This is a genomic window from Mesorhizobium sp. ESP-6-2, assembly GCF_020164675.1.
In the GTDB taxonomy this organism is placed as follows: domain Bacteria; phylum Pseudomonadota; class Alphaproteobacteria; order Rhizobiales; family Rhizobiaceae; genus Mesorhizobium.
Genome location: NZ_JAIUGT010000003.1, coordinates 233,607 through 249,730 on the forward strand (window position 1 = coordinate 233,607; position 16,124 = coordinate 249,730).

Annotated in this window: 19 protein-coding genes; 9 read left to right on the forward strand and 10 right to left on the reverse strand. The window is 62.6% G+C overall.

Features of this window, described 5'->3' with window-relative positions; translation table 11 throughout:
- Positions 1-78 precede the first annotated feature (78 nt).
- Entirely contained in the window at positions 79-1,329 is a 1,251-nt protein-coding gene (locus tag LB532_RS10660) for a cytochrome P450 (protein WP_140637836.1), read from the forward strand.
- Between the two features lie 40 nt (positions 1,330-1,369).
- Here LB532_RS10660 and LB532_RS10665 read toward each other — a convergent pair whose 3' ends face one another.
- The 6 genes from LB532_RS10665 to LB532_RS10690 form a co-directional block, all read right to left on the reverse strand.
- A complete protein-coding gene (locus LB532_RS10665; protein ID WP_263492182.1) occupies positions 1,370-1,717 on the reverse strand; it encodes a cupin domain-containing protein in 348 nt (115 codons plus the stop codon).
- An 88-nt stretch (positions 1,718-1,805) separates the two neighbouring features.
- The gene (locus LB532_RS10670; RefSeq protein WP_140493947.1) at positions 1,806-3,086 is read right to left on the reverse strand and encodes an O-acetylhomoserine aminocarboxypropyltransferase; all 1,281 of its coding nucleotides are present in this window, start codon (positions 3,084-3,086) and stop codon (positions 1,806-1,808) included.
- A 156-nt stretch (positions 3,087-3,242) separates the two neighbouring features.
- Entirely contained in the window at positions 3,243-3,764 is a 522-nt protein-coding gene (locus LB532_RS10675; protein ID WP_140637835.1) for a CoA-binding protein, read from the reverse strand.
- Complete coding sequence (locus LB532_RS10680) at positions 3,761-4,543, reverse strand: AAA family ATPase (protein ID WP_140637834.1); 783 nt, start codon at positions 4,541-4,543, stop codon at positions 3,761-3,763. Before LB532_RS10680 ends, LB532_RS10675 begins: the two co-directional genes overlap by 4 nt.
- Positions 4,543-4,965, reverse strand: coding sequence for a VOC family protein (locus tag LB532_RS10685; RefSeq protein ID WP_140637833.1), 423 nt, complete (start codon positions 4,963-4,965; stop codon positions 4,543-4,545). The genes LB532_RS10680 and LB532_RS10685 overlap by 1 nt, the downstream gene beginning before the upstream one ends.
- A gap of 11 nt (positions 4,966-4,976) precedes the next feature.
- Positions 4,977-5,795 (reverse strand): enoyl-CoA hydratase, encoded by an 819-nt coding sequence (locus LB532_RS10690; RefSeq protein ID WP_140637832.1) that lies wholly within the window; start codon positions 5,793-5,795, stop codon positions 4,977-4,979.
- Positions 5,796-5,955: 160 nt separating this feature from the next.
- Between LB532_RS10690 and LB532_RS10695 the strand changes: the two genes are divergently transcribed.
- From LB532_RS10695 to rpsI, 4 genes are all read left to right on the forward strand, one after another.
- The gene (locus LB532_RS10695; RefSeq protein WP_140637831.1) at positions 5,956-6,405 is read left to right on the forward strand and encodes a PaaI family thioesterase; all 450 of its coding nucleotides are present in this window, start codon (positions 5,956-5,958) and stop codon (positions 6,403-6,405) included.
- Positions 6,406-6,437: 32 nt separating this feature from the next.
- Positions 6,438-6,656, forward strand: a complete 219-nt coding sequence (locus LB532_RS10700) for a type II toxin-antitoxin system HicB family antitoxin (protein ID WP_140637830.1) — start codon at positions 6,438-6,440, stop codon at positions 6,654-6,656.
- Between the two features lie 396 nt (positions 6,657-7,052).
- Entirely contained in the window at positions 7,053-7,517 is a 465-nt protein-coding gene (gene rplM, locus LB532_RS10705; RefSeq protein ID WP_010915638.1) for a 50S ribosomal protein L13, read from the forward strand.
- 1 nt (position 7,518) lies between these two features.
- Positions 7,519-8,001 (forward strand): 30S ribosomal protein S9, encoded by a 483-nt coding sequence (rpsI, locus tag LB532_RS10710; RefSeq protein ID WP_140637829.1) that lies wholly within the window; start codon positions 7,519-7,521, stop codon positions 7,999-8,001.
- Positions 8,002-8,122: 121 nt separating this feature from the next.
- Here rpsI and LB532_RS10715 read toward each other — a convergent pair whose 3' ends face one another.
- Positions 8,123-9,181, reverse strand: coding sequence for a glycerophosphodiester phosphodiesterase family protein (locus LB532_RS10715; protein WP_140637828.1), 1,059 nt, complete (start codon positions 9,179-9,181; stop codon positions 8,123-8,125).
- A 95-nt stretch (positions 9,182-9,276) separates the two neighbouring features.
- Positions 9,277-10,485, reverse strand: a complete 1,209-nt coding sequence (locus LB532_RS10720) for an acyltransferase family protein (RefSeq protein ID WP_140637827.1) — start codon at positions 10,483-10,485, stop codon at positions 9,277-9,279.
- A 123-nt stretch (positions 10,486-10,608) separates the two neighbouring features.
- On the opposite strand from LB532_RS10720, the gene speB reads away from it, so the two are divergent.
- The 3 genes from speB to LB532_RS10735 are packed head-to-tail and all read left to right on the forward strand — an operon-like array spanning position 10,609 to position 13,411.
- The gene (speB, locus tag LB532_RS10725) at positions 10,609-11,616 is read left to right on the forward strand and encodes an agmatinase (protein ID WP_140631572.1); all 1,008 of its coding nucleotides are present in this window, start codon (positions 10,609-10,611) and stop codon (positions 11,614-11,616) included.
- Between the two features lie 29 nt (positions 11,617-11,645).
- Positions 11,646-12,572 carry an N-acetyl-gamma-glutamyl-phosphate reductase gene (argC, locus tag LB532_RS10730; protein ID WP_140637826.1) on the forward strand — a complete coding sequence of 309 codons (927 nt, stop codon included), beginning with the start codon at positions 11,646-11,648 and terminating at the stop codon, positions 12,570-12,572.
- Positions 12,569-13,411, forward strand: a complete 843-nt coding sequence (locus LB532_RS10735; RefSeq protein ID WP_210239850.1) for an aminoglycoside phosphotransferase family protein — start codon at positions 12,569-12,571, stop codon at positions 13,409-13,411. Before argC ends, LB532_RS10735 begins: the two co-directional genes overlap by 4 nt.
- 81 nt (positions 13,412-13,492) lie before the next feature.
- Here the strand turns inward: LB532_RS10735 and LB532_RS10740 are convergent, their stop codons facing one another.
- Positions 13,493-14,581 carry a COX15/CtaA family protein gene (locus tag LB532_RS10740; protein ID WP_140637824.1) on the reverse strand — a complete coding sequence of 363 codons (1,089 nt, stop codon included), beginning with the start codon at positions 14,579-14,581 and terminating at the stop codon, positions 13,493-13,495.
- 182 nt (positions 14,582-14,763) lie between these two features.
- Here LB532_RS10740 and LB532_RS10745 point away from each other — a divergent pair, with 182 nt between their 5' ends.
- Positions 14,764-14,979, forward strand: coding sequence for a DUF2842 domain-containing protein (locus tag LB532_RS10745; protein ID WP_140522178.1), 216 nt, complete (start codon positions 14,764-14,766; stop codon positions 14,977-14,979).
- A gap of 17 nt (positions 14,980-14,996) precedes the next feature.
- Here LB532_RS10745 and LB532_RS10750 read toward each other — a convergent pair whose 3' ends face one another.
- On the reverse strand, positions 14,997-16,055 hold the full coding sequence (locus LB532_RS10750) for a polysaccharide deacetylase family protein (RefSeq protein WP_140637823.1): 1,059 nt from the start codon (positions 16,053-16,055) through the stop codon (positions 14,997-14,999).
- Positions 16,056-16,124 lie beyond the last annotated feature (69 nt).

Sequence of the window (16,124 nt, forward strand, 5' to 3'; positions counted from 1 at the left end):
GGCTGGCTCAACGCATTGGATTGCGGGCGCCAACATACGGTCTGGAACCAGGCTGGCAAGCCGCGCTATTGGTCTGGCATGACCAAATCGACGCCATTCTACCTCGCCTTTGATCCAGCGACCCGTCGCCTGAGGCTAGACCCGCATGAGCGGGCTTTCTTCCAGGATCCATACGAGGCCTACGCGTTCCTGCACGCTGCATCGAACGTCTTTTTCTGGGAAGAATTCGGGTTCTGGTGCTTTGGCGGCTTCGAGGATGTCAACAAGCTGTTGCGCGACCGCCGCTTCGGCCGCCAGAACCCGGCGGGCATTCCCGACAGTCGTGGCATCGGCCGGGATAGAACACATCTCAAGGCGTTCGACGGCATCGAAGCCAATTCCATGCTGGAACTGGAGCCGCCGGTGCACACGCGGCTTCGAACACTGGTCAACCGCGCCTTCGTCTCGCGCCAGGTCGAGCGACTGCGGCCGCGCGTGGAGGCGCTCGCCAACGAGCTGATCGATCGTTTCGAGCCGGGCAAGCAAGTCGACCTGCTGCCCGCCTTCGCTTCTCCCCTGCCCATCACCATCATCGCCGAGATGCTCGGTGTGCCGGTCGAAATGGGACCGCAACTGCTCGACTGGTCACATCGAATGGTCGCCATGTACGTGCATGGCCGCACCCGCGAGACCGAGGAGACGGCCAATCGCGCGGCTCAGGATTTCGCCGATTTCCTGCGCGGCACCATAGCCGAACGGCGCAAAAATCCTGGCGACGACCTGCTGTCGCTGCTGATCTCGGCGCAGGAGGACGGCCAAAAATTGTCGGAAGACGAAATGGTGTCCTCGGCGATCCTGCTGCTCAATGCCGGCCACGAAGCGACCGTGCACCAGACCGGCAATGCGGTGCGCACGATCCTTGCGCAAGGCGGCGACCCGCGTCGTTTCTTCACCTCACCTGAAGCGACCGCGGTCGCTGTCGAGGAATGCCTGCGCTTCGACGCGCCGCTGCACATGTTCACGCGTTACGCCTACCAGGAGATCGAAATCGCTCCCGGGATCGTCGTGCAGCCCGGCCAGACGATCGGTCTGCTGCTTGGCATGGCCAACCATGACCCTCATGCCTTTGCCGAGCCGCGGGCCTTCCGGCCGGATCGTGCCGACCAGAAGAACGTGTCGTTCGGCGCCGGCATCCATTTCTGCATCGGCGCGCCCCTGGCCAGGCTCGAGTTGCAGGTGTCGCTGAAAACCTTGTTCGAGCGGCACCCAAAGCTCCGTCTTGCCGAAAGCCCAAGCTTCCGCGACACGTATCATTTCCACGGGCTGGAAGCGCTCACCGTCGGCTTCTGAAGGAGCGCAGGCTGGGCTGTGAGCTGCGCGCGGCAAAGGATCACAGCCTGATCACATACTCCTTGCGGGTGGTTTCAAGCACTTCCCAGCTTCCCTTGAAGCCAGGACGCAGCACGAAGCTGTCGCCGGCCCTGACGGTGCGCGCTTCGCCACCCTCCTCTTCGATCACCGAAACGCCGGAAAGGATGTGACAGAATTCCCATTCGTCGTAGACGATGCGCCACTTGCCCGGAGTCGATTCCCAGATACCGGCATAAAGGCCGCCTTCGCGCTCCTCGACGTTCCACGTGCGGAATTTCGGATCGCCCGAGATCAGGCGATCACGCGCCGGCGCGCCTTCTTCGGCGTCGACAGAGTCCGTCGATATCGTCAGGTAATGCGCGGACAGGATTTGCCTCCATGAAAGAACCGGCCTCGGGCCGGCTCGCCCTACCCCGGCACTTTGCGCCGACCCTCCCAAGAGGGAGAGAACAAGATCAAACTTTGGCGAGTGCCTGTTCGAGGTCGGCGACGATGTCGGTAACGTCTTCGATGCCGATCGACAGCCGCACCGTGTCCGGTCCCGCACCCGCCTTGACCTTCTGCTCGTCGGACAGTTGTCGGTGCGTGGTCGACGCCGGATGGATGACCAAGGACTTGGTGTCGCCGACATTGGCCAAGTGCGAGAACAACTCCAGCGCTTCGACGAACTTGACGCCGGCCTCGTAACCGCCCTTGAGGCCGAAGGTGAACACCGCGCCAGCGCCTTGCGGCGAGTATTTCTTTTGCAGGGCATTGTTCTTGTCGCTGGGAAGGCCGGGATAGTTGACCCAGGCCACCTTGGGATGGTTGGACAGCCAGCCCGCGACGGTGATCGCATTGTCGCAATGGCGTTGCATGCGCAGCGGCAAGGTTTCGAGGCCTGTCAGAATGAGGAAGGCGTTGAACGGCGAGATCGCCGGGCCGAGATCGCGCAGGCCAAGCACGCGCGCGGCGATGGCGAAGGCGAAATTGCCGAAGGTTTCGTGCAGCACCAGGCCGCCATATTCGGGGCGCGGTTCTGACAGCATCGGGTACTTCCCTGATTTCGACCAGTCGAACGTGCCGCCATCGACGATGGCGCCGCCGATCGAGTTGCCGTGACCGCCAATGAACTTGGTCAGCGAATGGACGACAATGTCGGCGCCGTGCTCGATCGGCCGGATCAGGTAGGGCGAGGCCAGGGTGTTGTCGACGATCAGCGGCAGGCCATGCTTGCGCGCGATGTCGCCGATCTTCTCGATATCGACGAAGGTGCCGCCGGGATTGGCCAGACTCTCGATGAAGATCGCCTTGGTCTTGTCATCGATCTGGCTCTCGAAGGTTGACGGATCGTTCGCTTCGGCCCAGCGCACCTCCCAGCCAAAGTTCTTGAAGGCATGACCGAACTGGTTGATCGAACCGCCATAGAGCTTGTTGGCGGCGACGAAATTGTCGCCCGGCTGCAACAGATTGTGAAACACGATTACCTGGGCCGCGTGGCCGGATGCGACCGCAAGGGCAGCCGTGCCGCCCTCGAGCGCCGCTATGCGCTCTTCGAGCACCGCCTGCGTCGGGTTCATGATGCGGGTGTAGATGTTGCCGAAGGCCTTCAGCCCGAACAGCGAGGCAGCATGATCAGCGTCGTCGAAGACAAAGGAGGTCGTCTGGTAGATCGGCGTGGCGCGTGCGCCGGTGGCCGGATCTGGCTTGGCGCCGGCATGGACGGCGAGCGTGTTGAAACCGGGCGTGCGGGTCACTGAAACCTCCCTCGAAAAAATTTCTGAATTCGCCGGCCATTCTTGGCCAAGCTCGACCACGAATGCAAAGAAGAAAATACCCTTCGGCGTGTCATCTTCGACCAGGCAGCAGGAAAATGCGGCTCCTGCCGGAATAATTTTGCGCCTTCCCCTTGTCTATTTTTGCCGCACGCCGAAACTCTGGAACCCCGACCGCATCAGCGGCTTCTTCGACGACAGCACACCGGAATTGACCCCGGTCCAGCCGATCTCGCCGGACAGCTTGCCATATTCGATCTTGGGGCAGCGGTTCATCACCACCTTGATGCCGGCGGCTTCGGCGCGCGCGGCGGCTTCGTCGTGGCGCACGCCGAGCTGCATCCAGATCACTTTCGGCAGAGGATCGAGCTTCAGCACCTGGTCGACAACGCCGGGGACCGCCGCAGAGGCGCGGAAGATGTCGACCATGTCGATCGGCTGCGCAATCTCGGCAAGGCTGCCATAGACCGTACGGCCGAGTATCTGCTTGCCGGCATGGCCCGGATTGATGGGGAACACCTCAAACCCCTTGGCCAGCAGGTATTTCAACACGAAATAGCTCGGCCGCACGTCGTTGGCAGACGCGCCGACCATGGCGATGGTCTTCACCGAATTGAGGATGCCGGCGATGTAGGCGTTGTCGTAGCTATCGTGATTCATGGCTCGTCCTCATACAACGCCTCGGCGAGAAAGCCATCAGGATCACTGCTGAAATCGCGCATCATGCGGAAGTGGTCCGTATGACGAAAATCAGTCGAATCCAGCCCGAACCGGCTGATGCGGAACAGCCGCGCGCCTGGACAGGCCATCAGCAGCGGCGAATGCGTCGCCATGATCACTTGCGCAGTGCCCGACCGATCCATGCGCCGCAGCATCTTGAGAAGTTCGATCTGGCGCGATGGAGACAGCGCACTTTCGGGCTCGTCGAGGATGTAGATGCCTTGCCTGCGGCAACGTTCCTCGAAGAAGCGGATGAACCCTTCGCCATGCGACCAGGACAGAAAGTCGGGCGGAGGTGGGTTGAACGGATCTTCCAGGGCCACCTGGTCGAGATAGCGAGCCACCGAGTAGAAGGATTCGGCGCGAAAGAACCAGCCGGCGGTGACTTTTGGCAACCAATGGCCACGGAAGGTATCTGCCAGCGCGGCACCACTCCTGTCGATGGCGCCGGAATGATCGACAGGCCGGTAGCCCTTGCCGCCTCCGGCTTCGTCGTAACCGGCGAGCGCGCCGATCGCCTCGAGCAATGTCGATTTGCCGGTACCGTTCTCACCGACGATGATGGTAATTGGTGTGGTGAATTCGAGTTCGAAGGCGTGACCGCGAAACAGCGGCAGCTTCCACGGGTATTTTTCCCAATCGGTCACCCGCTCGGAATCGAGCAGAATGCGCTTGAGATAGGGCGCCTTGAGCCGCGTCAACTGCCTGCGGTGAGCCATCAATCGGGCAGCGAGATCGTACCGTCTTCCGCGATCGGAAAGGCCGGGTTGTGCGCCACTTCCCAGACATGTCCGTCGGCATCGGCGAAATAGCCGTACCAGCCGCCCCAGAAGGCACGGCCTGCCGTCTTGACGATGCGGCCGCCGGCCTTTTCAGCCATCGCAAGCACCGCGTCGACTTCGGCATCGGAGCGGGTGTTGTAGGCGAGATAGACGGCGGAAGGCGCCTTGGCGAAGGTGATGCCGGAATCCTCCTCGGCGCTGGCGCGCGGGAACAGGCCGAGTATAACACCACCCATTTGGAAGAAGGCGACGCTATCGGTGATGCCGGCATGGCGCTTCAGGCCCATCGTCTCGTAGAAGCGCACCGCACGATCGAGATCGTCGGTGGCGATGGTGATGATGGAGATGCGCGGCTCCATGATTTTCGTCCTTATTCGTCGATCCATTCCGGCTTGCGTTTGCCGATGAAGGCGCCGATGCCCTCCTGGGCGTCACGCGCCAGCATGTTCTCGACCATGACCCGGCCGGTATAAGCATAGGCATCCGCCAGCCCCATCTCGGCCTGCGCGTAAAACGCTTCCTTGCCGGTCTTCACCACCGAAGATGATTTTGAAGCAATGGTTTGTGCGTATTTGTTGACAATCTGATTCAGGTACTCGCGCGGCACGACGCGGTTGACCAAGCCGAACTCCTTGGCGGTCGCGGCATCGATGGTTTCGCCAGTCAGGAGCATTTCCATGGCGTGCTTGCGCGAGACGTTGCGAGACAGCGCCACCATCGGCGTCGAGCAGAACAGGCCGATGTTGACGCCCGGCGTGCAGAAGGTCGCCTCATGCGAGGCGATGGCGAGGTCGCAACTGGCGACAAGCTGCAGGCCGGCGGCGGTGGCCAGGCCATCGACTTCGGCGATCACCGGCTTGGGATGGCGCACGATCGCCTGCATCAGCGTGGCGCAGGCGGCAAACGTCTCTTCGAAGAAGGCCTTGCCGCGATCGGCGTCGGCGCGGCGCGCTGTCATCTCCTTGAGATCGTGGCCGGCGCAGAATACTTTGCCGGCCGCCGACAGCACTATGACGCGAACGGCCTTGTCGGCCCTGGCGCGGTCCAATTCCTCCGTCAGCGCCGCCATAACCGCCAGGGAAAGCGCGTTAGCGGGGGGATTGGCAAGCGTCAGGCGCAGCACGCCCTTGTCGAGGCTGGCAAGGACGGGGCCTTCGGCAGCCGGCTTGATGGCGACGATTTCAGCCATATGAAACCTCTTTGTCTGCCCGGCTTGGCGGGCCATGGAGCAAAAGAACTAGCATGCTGCCGATTGAAGAACAGCCGCGAGGCGTGTTTTCTCCATGGCAACATTTGGTCCAGGCATCCTCGCCCGAAGCTCTCATATTTTTTCATATAGGAAACCGCCCATGCCCGCCCAAAGCAATCTGACGCCCGTGCTGAGCGCGGCCGAAACCAACACGTTGATGAATAGCGTCTATCCGCAGCTCAACGAGCAGTTCCGCTTCTATGAGGTGCTCGACGTGTTTCCCGGCGGCTGCACGGTTCGGCTCAACGCCTCCGGGCGGCACCTGCGCCCCGGCGACACGGTGTCGGGCCCGTCGCTGTTCACGCTTGCCGACATAGGCGGCTATGCCTGCGTGCTCTCTCATGCCGGCCCGGACGCGCTCTCGGTAACCACCAATCTCAACATCAACTTCGTGCGCAAGGCGCAAGCCGGGCCGGTCGACGGCCATTGCCGGATTCTCAAGCTTGGAAGAAGCCTGATGGTGTTCGATATCGACATCGTCGCCGGCCCGGAGGGACAGACGGTGGCACATGCGACCGGCACCTATTCGATCCCGCCGCAACGATCTTAGCGATTGAACCAATAGGCATGCCGGAGGCTGAGATGGAGAACCATTTGGCGCTAGTCGAAAAAGAGACTAACAGCGCGTTCGGTATCCGCTTCCCCGATATCCCTGGCTGCTTTTCGGCTGCGGATGCTGCGGATGCTGCGGATGCTGCGGAAGATATCGTACCCCCACGCCGTTGCAGCCTTGCAATTGTGGGCGCAGGACGTGTCCGGTACAGAATCCTCCAGCCACGAAATGATTGTCGCCCTCCCTGATATATGCGAGTCGCTTGCCGAATGGGGCTATCTCGTCTCGGTGCCGTTCATCGACTATGACAGCGCAGTCGTCAGGGCTAACGTTACTTTCGAGCGCGGCCCGCAAGGGAATCGAGGCAAGCACTCACCAAACCAGGTGCGCGGCCCCACGAGATGTGGTAAAATAATACCTTTAAGCCAAGCGTCTGTTTTCGCTATAGTTTCTTTGACATCCGCTTTCTCACTCGCCTTGACGTGATCCTCGCCCTCCCCTATAAGCCCTCACGAAGCAGCGGCCCGCAAAGGCCGCCGTTTTGTTATTGGCGGCGGGCAAGCGCTTTTCGCCAATCCAAGCAACAAGAAACGCCTTCCTTATCGTTTGTGGATTGGGGAAGGTCCGAACCGAAAGCAGAAAACATGACAACCTTTTCGCAGAAGCCTGCGGATGTGGTGAAAAAGTGGATCCTGATCGACGCCGAAGGTCTCGTCGTCGGCCGTCTCGCCACCGTTATCGCCAATCATCTTCGCGGCAAGCACAAGCCGACCTTCACCCCGCATGTCGACGACGGCGACAATGTCATCGTCATCAATGCCGACAAGGTGGTGTTCACCGGCAAGAAGTTTACCGACAAGGTCTATTATTGGCACACCGGCCATCCCGGCGGCATCAAGGAGCGCACCGCGCGCCAGCTGCTCGAAGGCCGTTTCCCCGAGCGTGTCGTCGAGAAGGCCGTTGAGCGCATGGTTCCGCGTGGCCCGCTCGGCCGTCGCCAGATGAAGAACCTGCGCGTCTATGCAGGCGCCGAGCATCCGCATGTCGCCCAGCAGCCAGAAGTCCTCGACGTGGCCAAGCTGAATTCCAAGAACAAGAAGGTCGCATAAGATGGCTGAGCTTTCCTCGCTCGCAGAACTGGGCGCCGCCACCGGCAACACCAATACGCAGGCCGCGGCACCCGTCCATGTCCAGAAGCTCGACAAGTCGGGCCGCGCCTATGCCACCGGCAAGCGCAAGAACGCCATCGCGCGTGTTTGGGTGAAGCCAGGTTCGGGCAAGATCGTCGTCAACGACAAGGAATTCGCGACCTATTTCGCGCGTCCGGTCCTGCAGATGATCCTCAACCAGCCCATCATCGCCGCCAACCGCTCGGGCCAGTACGACATCATCGCCACGGTCATCGGCGGCGGCCTTTCGGGCCAGGCCGGCGCTGTGCGTCACGGCATCTCCAAAGCGCTGACCTATTACGAGCCGGCGCTGCGTGCCGTGCTCAAAAAGGGCGGCTTCCTGACCCGCGACAGCCGCGTCGTCGAACGCAAGAAGTACGGCAAGGCGAAGGCCCGTCGTTCGTTCCAGTTCTCGAAGCGCTAAGCGCACGCAGCTTCACAATCGAAGGCCGCCTCCGGGCGGCCTTTTTGTTTGGCGAGGATGGCAACGAGCCGACCTCCCCCTTCGTGGCCCCAGCAAGGGGGAGATCGGCAGCTTCAGCCGCCTAATTAATACTTGCCGTGCTCGCCGGCTCGGCCGGTCGGGCCTCGTCCGCATAGGGCACGCGAAAACCGTTCGCGGCGAGCCAGCCTATCGCCGCCTTTGGCTCATCGGTCTGGATGATGGTGGCGCCGCGATCGGCCCAGAAGCCCCAAGCTTCACGCGGCAGGCTGGCCTGAACCGCCAGTTCATCGCCCCGGCCGCCGGCGAGGAAGCCGCCCGGTTTATTGACGATGGCATAGGTGTCGGCCCAGATGTGCCAGTCGCCCCTCACCGCGGCCGCGCGCATGCGCGTGCTGAACAGCGGCCCGCCAGTCTCGGTCAATGTCTCCGCGCCGGCGCGCCAGTTGATCAGCTCGATCGCGCGCGGCGCAAAAGCATGGTCGACCGTCGCGGCGAAACCGGCGTCATGCACTGCGTCGTCGGCGATGATCGGCATAAACTGGAAGCCGCCGCCGACCGCTTCCATGGCAGCCTTCACCGTAGCGATCCTGGTCTGGTTCCACAGGTTCTCCTTGACGATGACCTGGTCGGCCATGCCGAGATCTCGCGCCACCGCGACCATACCCGACAGGTCTCCAACCTCGAGCTTGTTGTCGAGATTGATGAGGATCTTGTCCCGGGTCGCCAGCAGCATCTCGCGGAGCGTCGAGACTGTCTCGTCGGTGACGGCGCCGGTGCCTTCGATCACCAGCCGGCAACTCTTCAGTTCGGCCAGCGTGTATTTAACCACCTCACCCTTGCAGGTCGTGGTGCGATCAAGCCAGCTGTCATGCATGACGACAAACTCGCCGTCCTTCGAGCGCCGGATGTCGACCTCGACGATCTCGGCGCCGATCGCGATCGAGCCTTCGACGGCGGCGAGCGAATTTTCCGCATAGAGCGTCTTGCCGGCCTGCATGCTGCCGGCGCGATGCGCGGCCACCATGACGTGGTCGCGCCAATGGTTGGCATGTTCGAAGCGGTCGAGTATCTGCCCGGCGCGGGTTTCGCCCGCCATTGACTGGCTGGCGGAAGCCGCCAGCGTGACGGAAAGCAGAAGGCTCGGCCAGAAGGTCCGCATCGAGAATCGCTCCATTCCGGATCGAACCGGGAATAGGCGATGCCCGTGACATCTGGGTGAACGAAGCCGGCTAGCGGTTGCCGCGATATGTCGCCTCAGATGCGTTTCGACAGTCGGCGGGACCAGGCCATCGCAGGCATCTCGACGCAACGCCAGGTGATCCAGGAGACAGCTATCGTGGCAATAAGCATGACGAGGATCGCAACGTCCCCCGCCCAGCCGGCGCCGAAGCCGGTCGCCGGTTCTCCGCGCAAGACGATGTCGCCGACAAGACCGAGGCCGAGCTTGCGCTCGACCAGGCCGGCGACGTTGATCATGCGCGCCTGGACGAAGATGTGGACCATGTAGATCGAGTAGGACAGCGCGCCGAGCGTCAGCATGAGTGGGGTTCTCAGAAAGACGCTGATCCAGCCGCCCTCATGAGCAAAGAGAAACAATGCCAGTGCAAACACCAGCGGTGCTGCGATCCCGGCATCATTGTCGCCCGCCAGCGCGACGAAAAGCACAATGACAGCCGCCATAACGATTTCGGCAAGGGTCCAGCTCAGCAGCGGGCCGGTCCGGGCAAGCGCCTGTCGCGCGCCTGCAATGGAATCATGCTGGAACCAGGCAAGCAAGGCGCCGAGTGAGAAGCCGTACAGACAGCGTATGAAGCCGAAATCGAAGGACACATCCATATGGTGGGTCGAGAAGCCAAGCAGGAACAGCGGCGCGGTGATGGCGGCGGCGACAAACCCCACCCAGGCGCGTGCGCCGGCGGTGAAGACCACTCCCGCGAACAACAGATAGGCGAAGAACTCCGCCGAAATGCTCCAGCTTGGCGCATTCCAGGTCAATTGGTCCTCGAAACCGACCCCCTGGAGCAGCAGCAGATTGCTGAGCAGGCTCTCGAGGCTGAAGCCGCCGGTGAAGGGAGCGGCACCGGTGCCATGCACCTGCGGCAGCATCAGCCGCAGCAGCTCGAATCCGGCAAAAGCGGCGAGCATGAGAAAGTGCAGCGGATAGATGCGGCCGAAGCGCACCAGCGCAAAGCGTGCGACCTCCCGCGGCTGGTTCAGCCGCCAGCCATAGGAGCTGGCGATGACGAAACCGGAGAGAACGAAGAAGAAGTCGACAAACAGATAGGACGAACCGACAAAGGCGCTTTGCGAGATCGTCGAAGCGGTCGGGAAGTGGAACAGCGCCACCAGCAGGGCGCAGATGCCGCGCCACGAATCGAGAACCAGGAACCGCTCACCCGCCACCGTGCCGGCCTGGATCGACACCGCGCCACGGGGAGAATCAAGAAACGCGGTCTGTGTCATGATGATACAATCCTGTCTCGCGGCGGCACCGCGGCCGCGCCGTTTCGTTTCCCCAAGCTGTGACTGGCATGTTGCGTGCCGGTTCTGTAGTTGTTGCACCCCGATGAAAACCAAGGATCCGTAATGGCGAACAAGAACATCGACCATGCCTTCACAGCCCGCTCAAAAACGGGCGCTTCGCTGGAGCCGACCTATGCCGGCGCGCTGTCGTTCATGCGACGCAGATACACGAAGGATGTGAAAGGCGCGGACGCTGTGGTTTGGGGCATCCCCTTCGATGCCGCCGTCACCAATCGGCCCGGCGCGCGTTTTGGGCCGCAGGCGATCCGCCGCGCCTCGGCAATCCTCGACAACGATCCGCAATATCCCTTTTCGCGCGATCTGTTCGAGCACCTTGCGGTGGTCGACTATGGCGATTGTCTGCTTGATACCGGCAACCACCAGAAGACGCCGGGGACGATCGAACGCGAGGCGGCCAAGATCCTGAAGTCAGGTGCTTTCCTGCTGTCGCTGGGCGGCGACCATTTCGTCACCTGGCCCCTGCTCAAGGCACATGCCGCAATCCATGGCCCGCTCGCTCTGGTGCAGTTCGATGCGCACCAGGATACCTGGGAGGATGACGGCAAACGCATCGACCACGGATCCTTCGTCGGCCGCGCGGTCAAGGAAGGCATTATCGATCCCGACCGCTCGATCCAGATCGGCATCCGCACCCACGCGCCCGACACATTCGGCATCAAGATCCTCTACGGTCACGAGATCGAGGAGATGCGTGCATCCGACATCGCCTACGCCATCGTCGACAGGACGGGCGGCAAGAAGACCTATCTCACCTTTGATATCGACTGCCTTGATCCTGCCTATGCACCCGGCACCGGCACGCCGGTCGCCGGCGGGCCGTCCTCTGCAAAGATCCTGTCGACGCTGCGCCAGCTCAACCAGATCGATATTGTCGGGGCCGACGTCGTGGAGGTTGCGCCGGCCTACGATCACGCCGATATAACGGCGATTGCCGGCTCGATGATCGCCATGCAGTATCTCGGCCTGCTGGCCGAGCGGAAAGCACGGCTCGAAGAGCTGAACAACGGCAGCCACAACGGCGCCGCCGTGAATCAAGGCAACGGCATATAGTTTTCGATATCAGGGAATTTGATCAGCCAATGAAACCGAAAATCTTCATCGACGGCGAGCACGGCACCACCGGCCTCCAGATCCGGGCGCTGCTTGCCGAGCGCGGCGACCTGGAGATCATTTCAATTCCCGCCGAGCGCCGCAAGGAAACGGCGGCGCGAGCCGAATTCCTCAATGCCGCCGACGTTGCGATCCTGTGCCTGCCGGACGATGCGGCGAAGGAGAGCGTGTCGCTGATCTCCAACGAGACCACCAGGGTCATCGATGCCTCGACCGCGCATCGCGTCGCGCAAGGCTGGGAATATGGCTTTGCCGAGATGGACAAGGAGCAGGCGAAGAAGATCGGGGCGGCAAAACGCGTCGCCAATCCCGGCTGCTGGCCGCAGGGACCGATCGCGACGCTGCGGCCGCTGGTCGTCGCCGGCCTGCTGCCTGCGGATTTCCCGGTCACCGTCAACGGCATCTCGGGTTATTCGGGCGGCGGCCGCCCGATGATCGAGGACTATGTCGCCAAGGGCCAGGATGCCCCTGAATTTCTGCCCTACGGGCTCACCCTCCAGCACAAGCACGTGCCGGAGCTCAGGGCCTATGCGAAGCTGTCGCACGATCCGATCATGCAGCCAGCGGTGGGCAATTTCGCGCAAGGCATGATCACGGTGGTGCCGCTGCAGCTCGGTGGCCTCGACCATGTGCCGACCGGTGCGGAACTCCATGCAGCCATCGCCGACCATTTCGCCGCCATCAAGGGCGGCGTGGTCGAAGTGGCGCCCTATGCGCATCTGGAACGCATTCCGGAGATTGATCCCGAAATCTACAATGGCACCAACCGCATGAAACTCTACGTCTTTGCCAATGACAAGCGCGCGCAGGCCCTGCTGCTCGCCGTCTACGACAATCTCGGCAAAGGGGCATCGGGGGCTGCCGTGCAGAACATGGACCTGATGCTCGGTCTTTGATGGCGGCACCGGCATTTCCGGACCGCTGGAAGATCAGCGCGCCCGAGCTCATCGCCGAGACCTTTTCGAGCCGCATCTGGAAAGTGCGGCGCGAGGACGGGTCACCGGCGATCGTCAAGGCGCTGAAGCCATTCGACGATGTAGCAGACGAGTTGCGCGGCGAGCATTTCCTTGCCTGGCGGCGCGGCGAAGGCGCCGTGCGGCTGCTGGGCCGCGACGGGCACTCCATGCTGCTCGAATATGCCGGGGAGACCATGCTGTCGCATGTTCTTGCCGAGCAGGGAGATTTGGCCGCCACAGAAATCGCGGCGGAGGTGATGGCAAAGCTGTTTTCGCCATCGGATCACCCCGCCCCGGCCGACCTGCAGCCGCTTCGGGAACGGTTTTCCAGCCTGTTCAAGAAAGCGGAGACCGACCGTGTCGATGGCCGGAACAGCCTTTATGTCGAAGCGGCGGAGATCGCCGACCGGCTGCTGAGTGGTCCGCATGATGTCAGGCCGCTGCATGGCGACCTCCATCACGACAACATCATGCACGGAGCACGCGGCTGGCTGGCGTTAGACCCGAAGGGCGTTCTCGGCGACCCCGGATTCGATGCCGCGAACATGTTCTACAATCCCCTTGATCGCGACGACCTTTGTCTCGATCCCCAACGGATTGCCGGGATGGCCGAAGTCTTTGCGCGAACGCTGGGCCAGACGCCGGCGGCAATACTGGACCACGCCATCGCCTATGGCTGCCTGTCGGCCTCGTGGCACCATGAGGACGACAACGCGGTCGAGGAGAACCGCGAACTGTCGGTCGCAGCAGCGATCCGAACGGTACGGCTCGGCTTCTGATCCGTGCCGCCTTGCGTCAGGCGGAATTCGACGGCGACAAGACGATGGCGCAGTCGAACGTTCTGGATGCGACCGGCGAACTCAGCGTCCGACGGCTATCTCGTGGGGCAAGGGATAGGCGCCCTTGGTCCCGCGCCAATGCGCGGCGGCGAACCCCAGCACGATCAACGCGAATCCCTGGTGGATCAGCGCCATGTGCAGCGGCACATGCATCAATAGCGTGCCGATGCCAATGGAGGCCTGCGCCAGCACCAGGGCAAACAACAGCGTCGCGCGACGAGCATGCGTTGAGCCGGGCAGACGGCGACGCGTGGCGATCATGTGCCACAGGGCGACGACGAACACCGTGTAGGCGCCGATCCGATGCACGAACTGCACCGTCTTGGGGCTTTCGAAGAAATTGCGCCATGCCGGCTCCAGGATCAGCAGATCGCCGGGGATGATCTTTCCGTCCATCAGTGGCCAGGTGTTGTAGCTCAGGCCGGCGTCGAGCCCGGCGACCAGACCTCCGAGATAGATCTGGATCAGCGCCAGAAGCACTATGAAACCAGCCATTTTCTGGGTCGAGCGATCGGCCGCTGGCTCCGAATGCGGCGCCAGGCCACGCGCGACGACCATGGTCGCCGTGAAGATCAGGGCGGCAAGCGTCAGATGGGTGGCGAGCCGATACTGGCTGACCGAGACGCGGTCGACCAGACCCGAGGCAACCATCCACCAGCCGATGGCGCCCTGCAGACCGCCGAGAAGCAGGATGCCGACCAGCTTCGGCCCCAGTCCGCGCTCGATGCGGCGCGCCGCCCAGAAGAACAGCAGCGGCAAGGCAAAGACCAGACCGACGCTGCGCGCCAGGAGACGATGCGCCCACTCCCACCAGAAGATCGACTTGAATGCCTCGATGCTCATGCCCTTGTTGAGCTCGGCATATTGCGGGATCTGCTGATAGCGCTGGAATTCCTCTTGCCATTCGGCGTCGTTGAGCGGCGGAATGACGCCGTGGATCGGCTGCCACTCGGTGATCGACAGGCCGGACTCGGTGAGCCTTGTGGCGCCGCCGACCAGCACCAGCGCGAACAGCACCAGAAGCACGACGTAGAGCCAGCCGCGCACCAGCGCGCGGTTGTGCAGATCGCGGTCACGCGCCTCGTAAGGCGCGGCAGTGATGGCGGCCATGGATTTATCCCGGCAGGTTGAAGTCGCGGATTGGTGGACCATCGCATTCCCGCATGCAAGGCCGGGCGGCGCGGCACGCCGTCGCGCCGTGTCTGCCGGGTTGCGCAGCTTCGCGTCAGGTTCTATGCGAAGCCGACACATTGAGCTGGGCCGCACCTTCACCCAGCTCCAGGAGGCCAACCATGCCCGTGCGCCTGAAAAAGCTGATCGGAATGTTCCTGCTGGTGGCGCTTGTCATCATCTATGCGCTGGTCGCATCGATCTTCGCGGTCGCCCGATTGTCCGAGGCGGGTCCGTGGACGCATTTCCTGTTCTTCCTGCTGAGCGGCCTGCTCTGGGTGTTGCCGGCGATGGGCATCATCAAATGGCTGATGCTGGAGCCCCGACCCAAGCGCTGAACCGTGGCCGGCCGGCGTCAGATGGTGACCACCATCTTACCGGCGTTGGCGAGCGGCGTCGTCACGCCCGACAGCATGGTGCGGATGTGGGCGAGGTTCTGGTAGCGGCCGTTCACCGAGATGCGCGGCAATGCTTGCAGGAAGCCGGCGTGTTCGGCGCGCAGCACGCCATGACGTGTGGTCACGGCCGAAGTATAGCCGGCATCGCGGACAAAGCCCACTTCGCGGCAGCCGACGGCGCTGGCATAGCCGTAGGGATAGGCGAAATGGCGCGGCTCCTTGCCCAGCTCGGCTCGCAGGATGGACTTCACCCCGACGATTTCGTGCCGCGCATCGGCTTCTGAAAGCCGTTTCAGATTGCTGTGGTTGATCGTATGGGCGCCGATCGTCACCAGCGGATGCGCTGCGATCGCGCGGATCTCCGACCAGGTCATCAGCGTGTCTACGCGCGGCCGGCCGGCATCGACGCCGTTCGCATGCGCCAGTTCGCGCAGCACGGCGCGCAGGTCCTCCTCGCGAACCTCGGTGGTGAGATAGGTGTGCAGCCGTGCGATGGCCTGGAGCTTTTTGGCCGGGCTGGCGCAGTCGATCGTCGTTTGCCCGCCGGACGTCGTCAGGGTCAGGCGATCGCCCGCGTTGACGAGATCCTCGACCACGTCCCACCACAGATCCGCGGTGCCGTTGATCAGCCCGGGAGCCACATAGATGGTGATCGGCGCGCCGTGCTTTTCGAGCACCGGCAAAGCCTCGGTCATGTTGTCGCGATAGGCGTCGTCGGCGGTAATGGCGGCGAATTGGCCGCTCTTGCCGCGCGCCGCGATACGCTCCACCGCCTCGTCCATCGAGACGAAGGCGTAGCCATCCGCCTTCAGGCCGGCGATAATGGCGTCGAGGAAGTCGGGCGCAATGTTGAGATGGCGGTTGACGCTGTCGGGCTTTTCGGGCTTTGCCGTAACGCGGTGCAGCATGAGGATGGCGCCAATACCGCCGACCAGCGGTTTGGCCAGCGGTGCGAGGCCGGTATAGCGGGCGACGTTGAGCGCCAGCTTTCGGATTGCCTCCCCGCCGTCGATCATTCCTTCACCTTTTGCGCCTAGGCTGAACCAAGCACGGATACGCCTGAGCGCCCCCAAATCGGCAGCAAT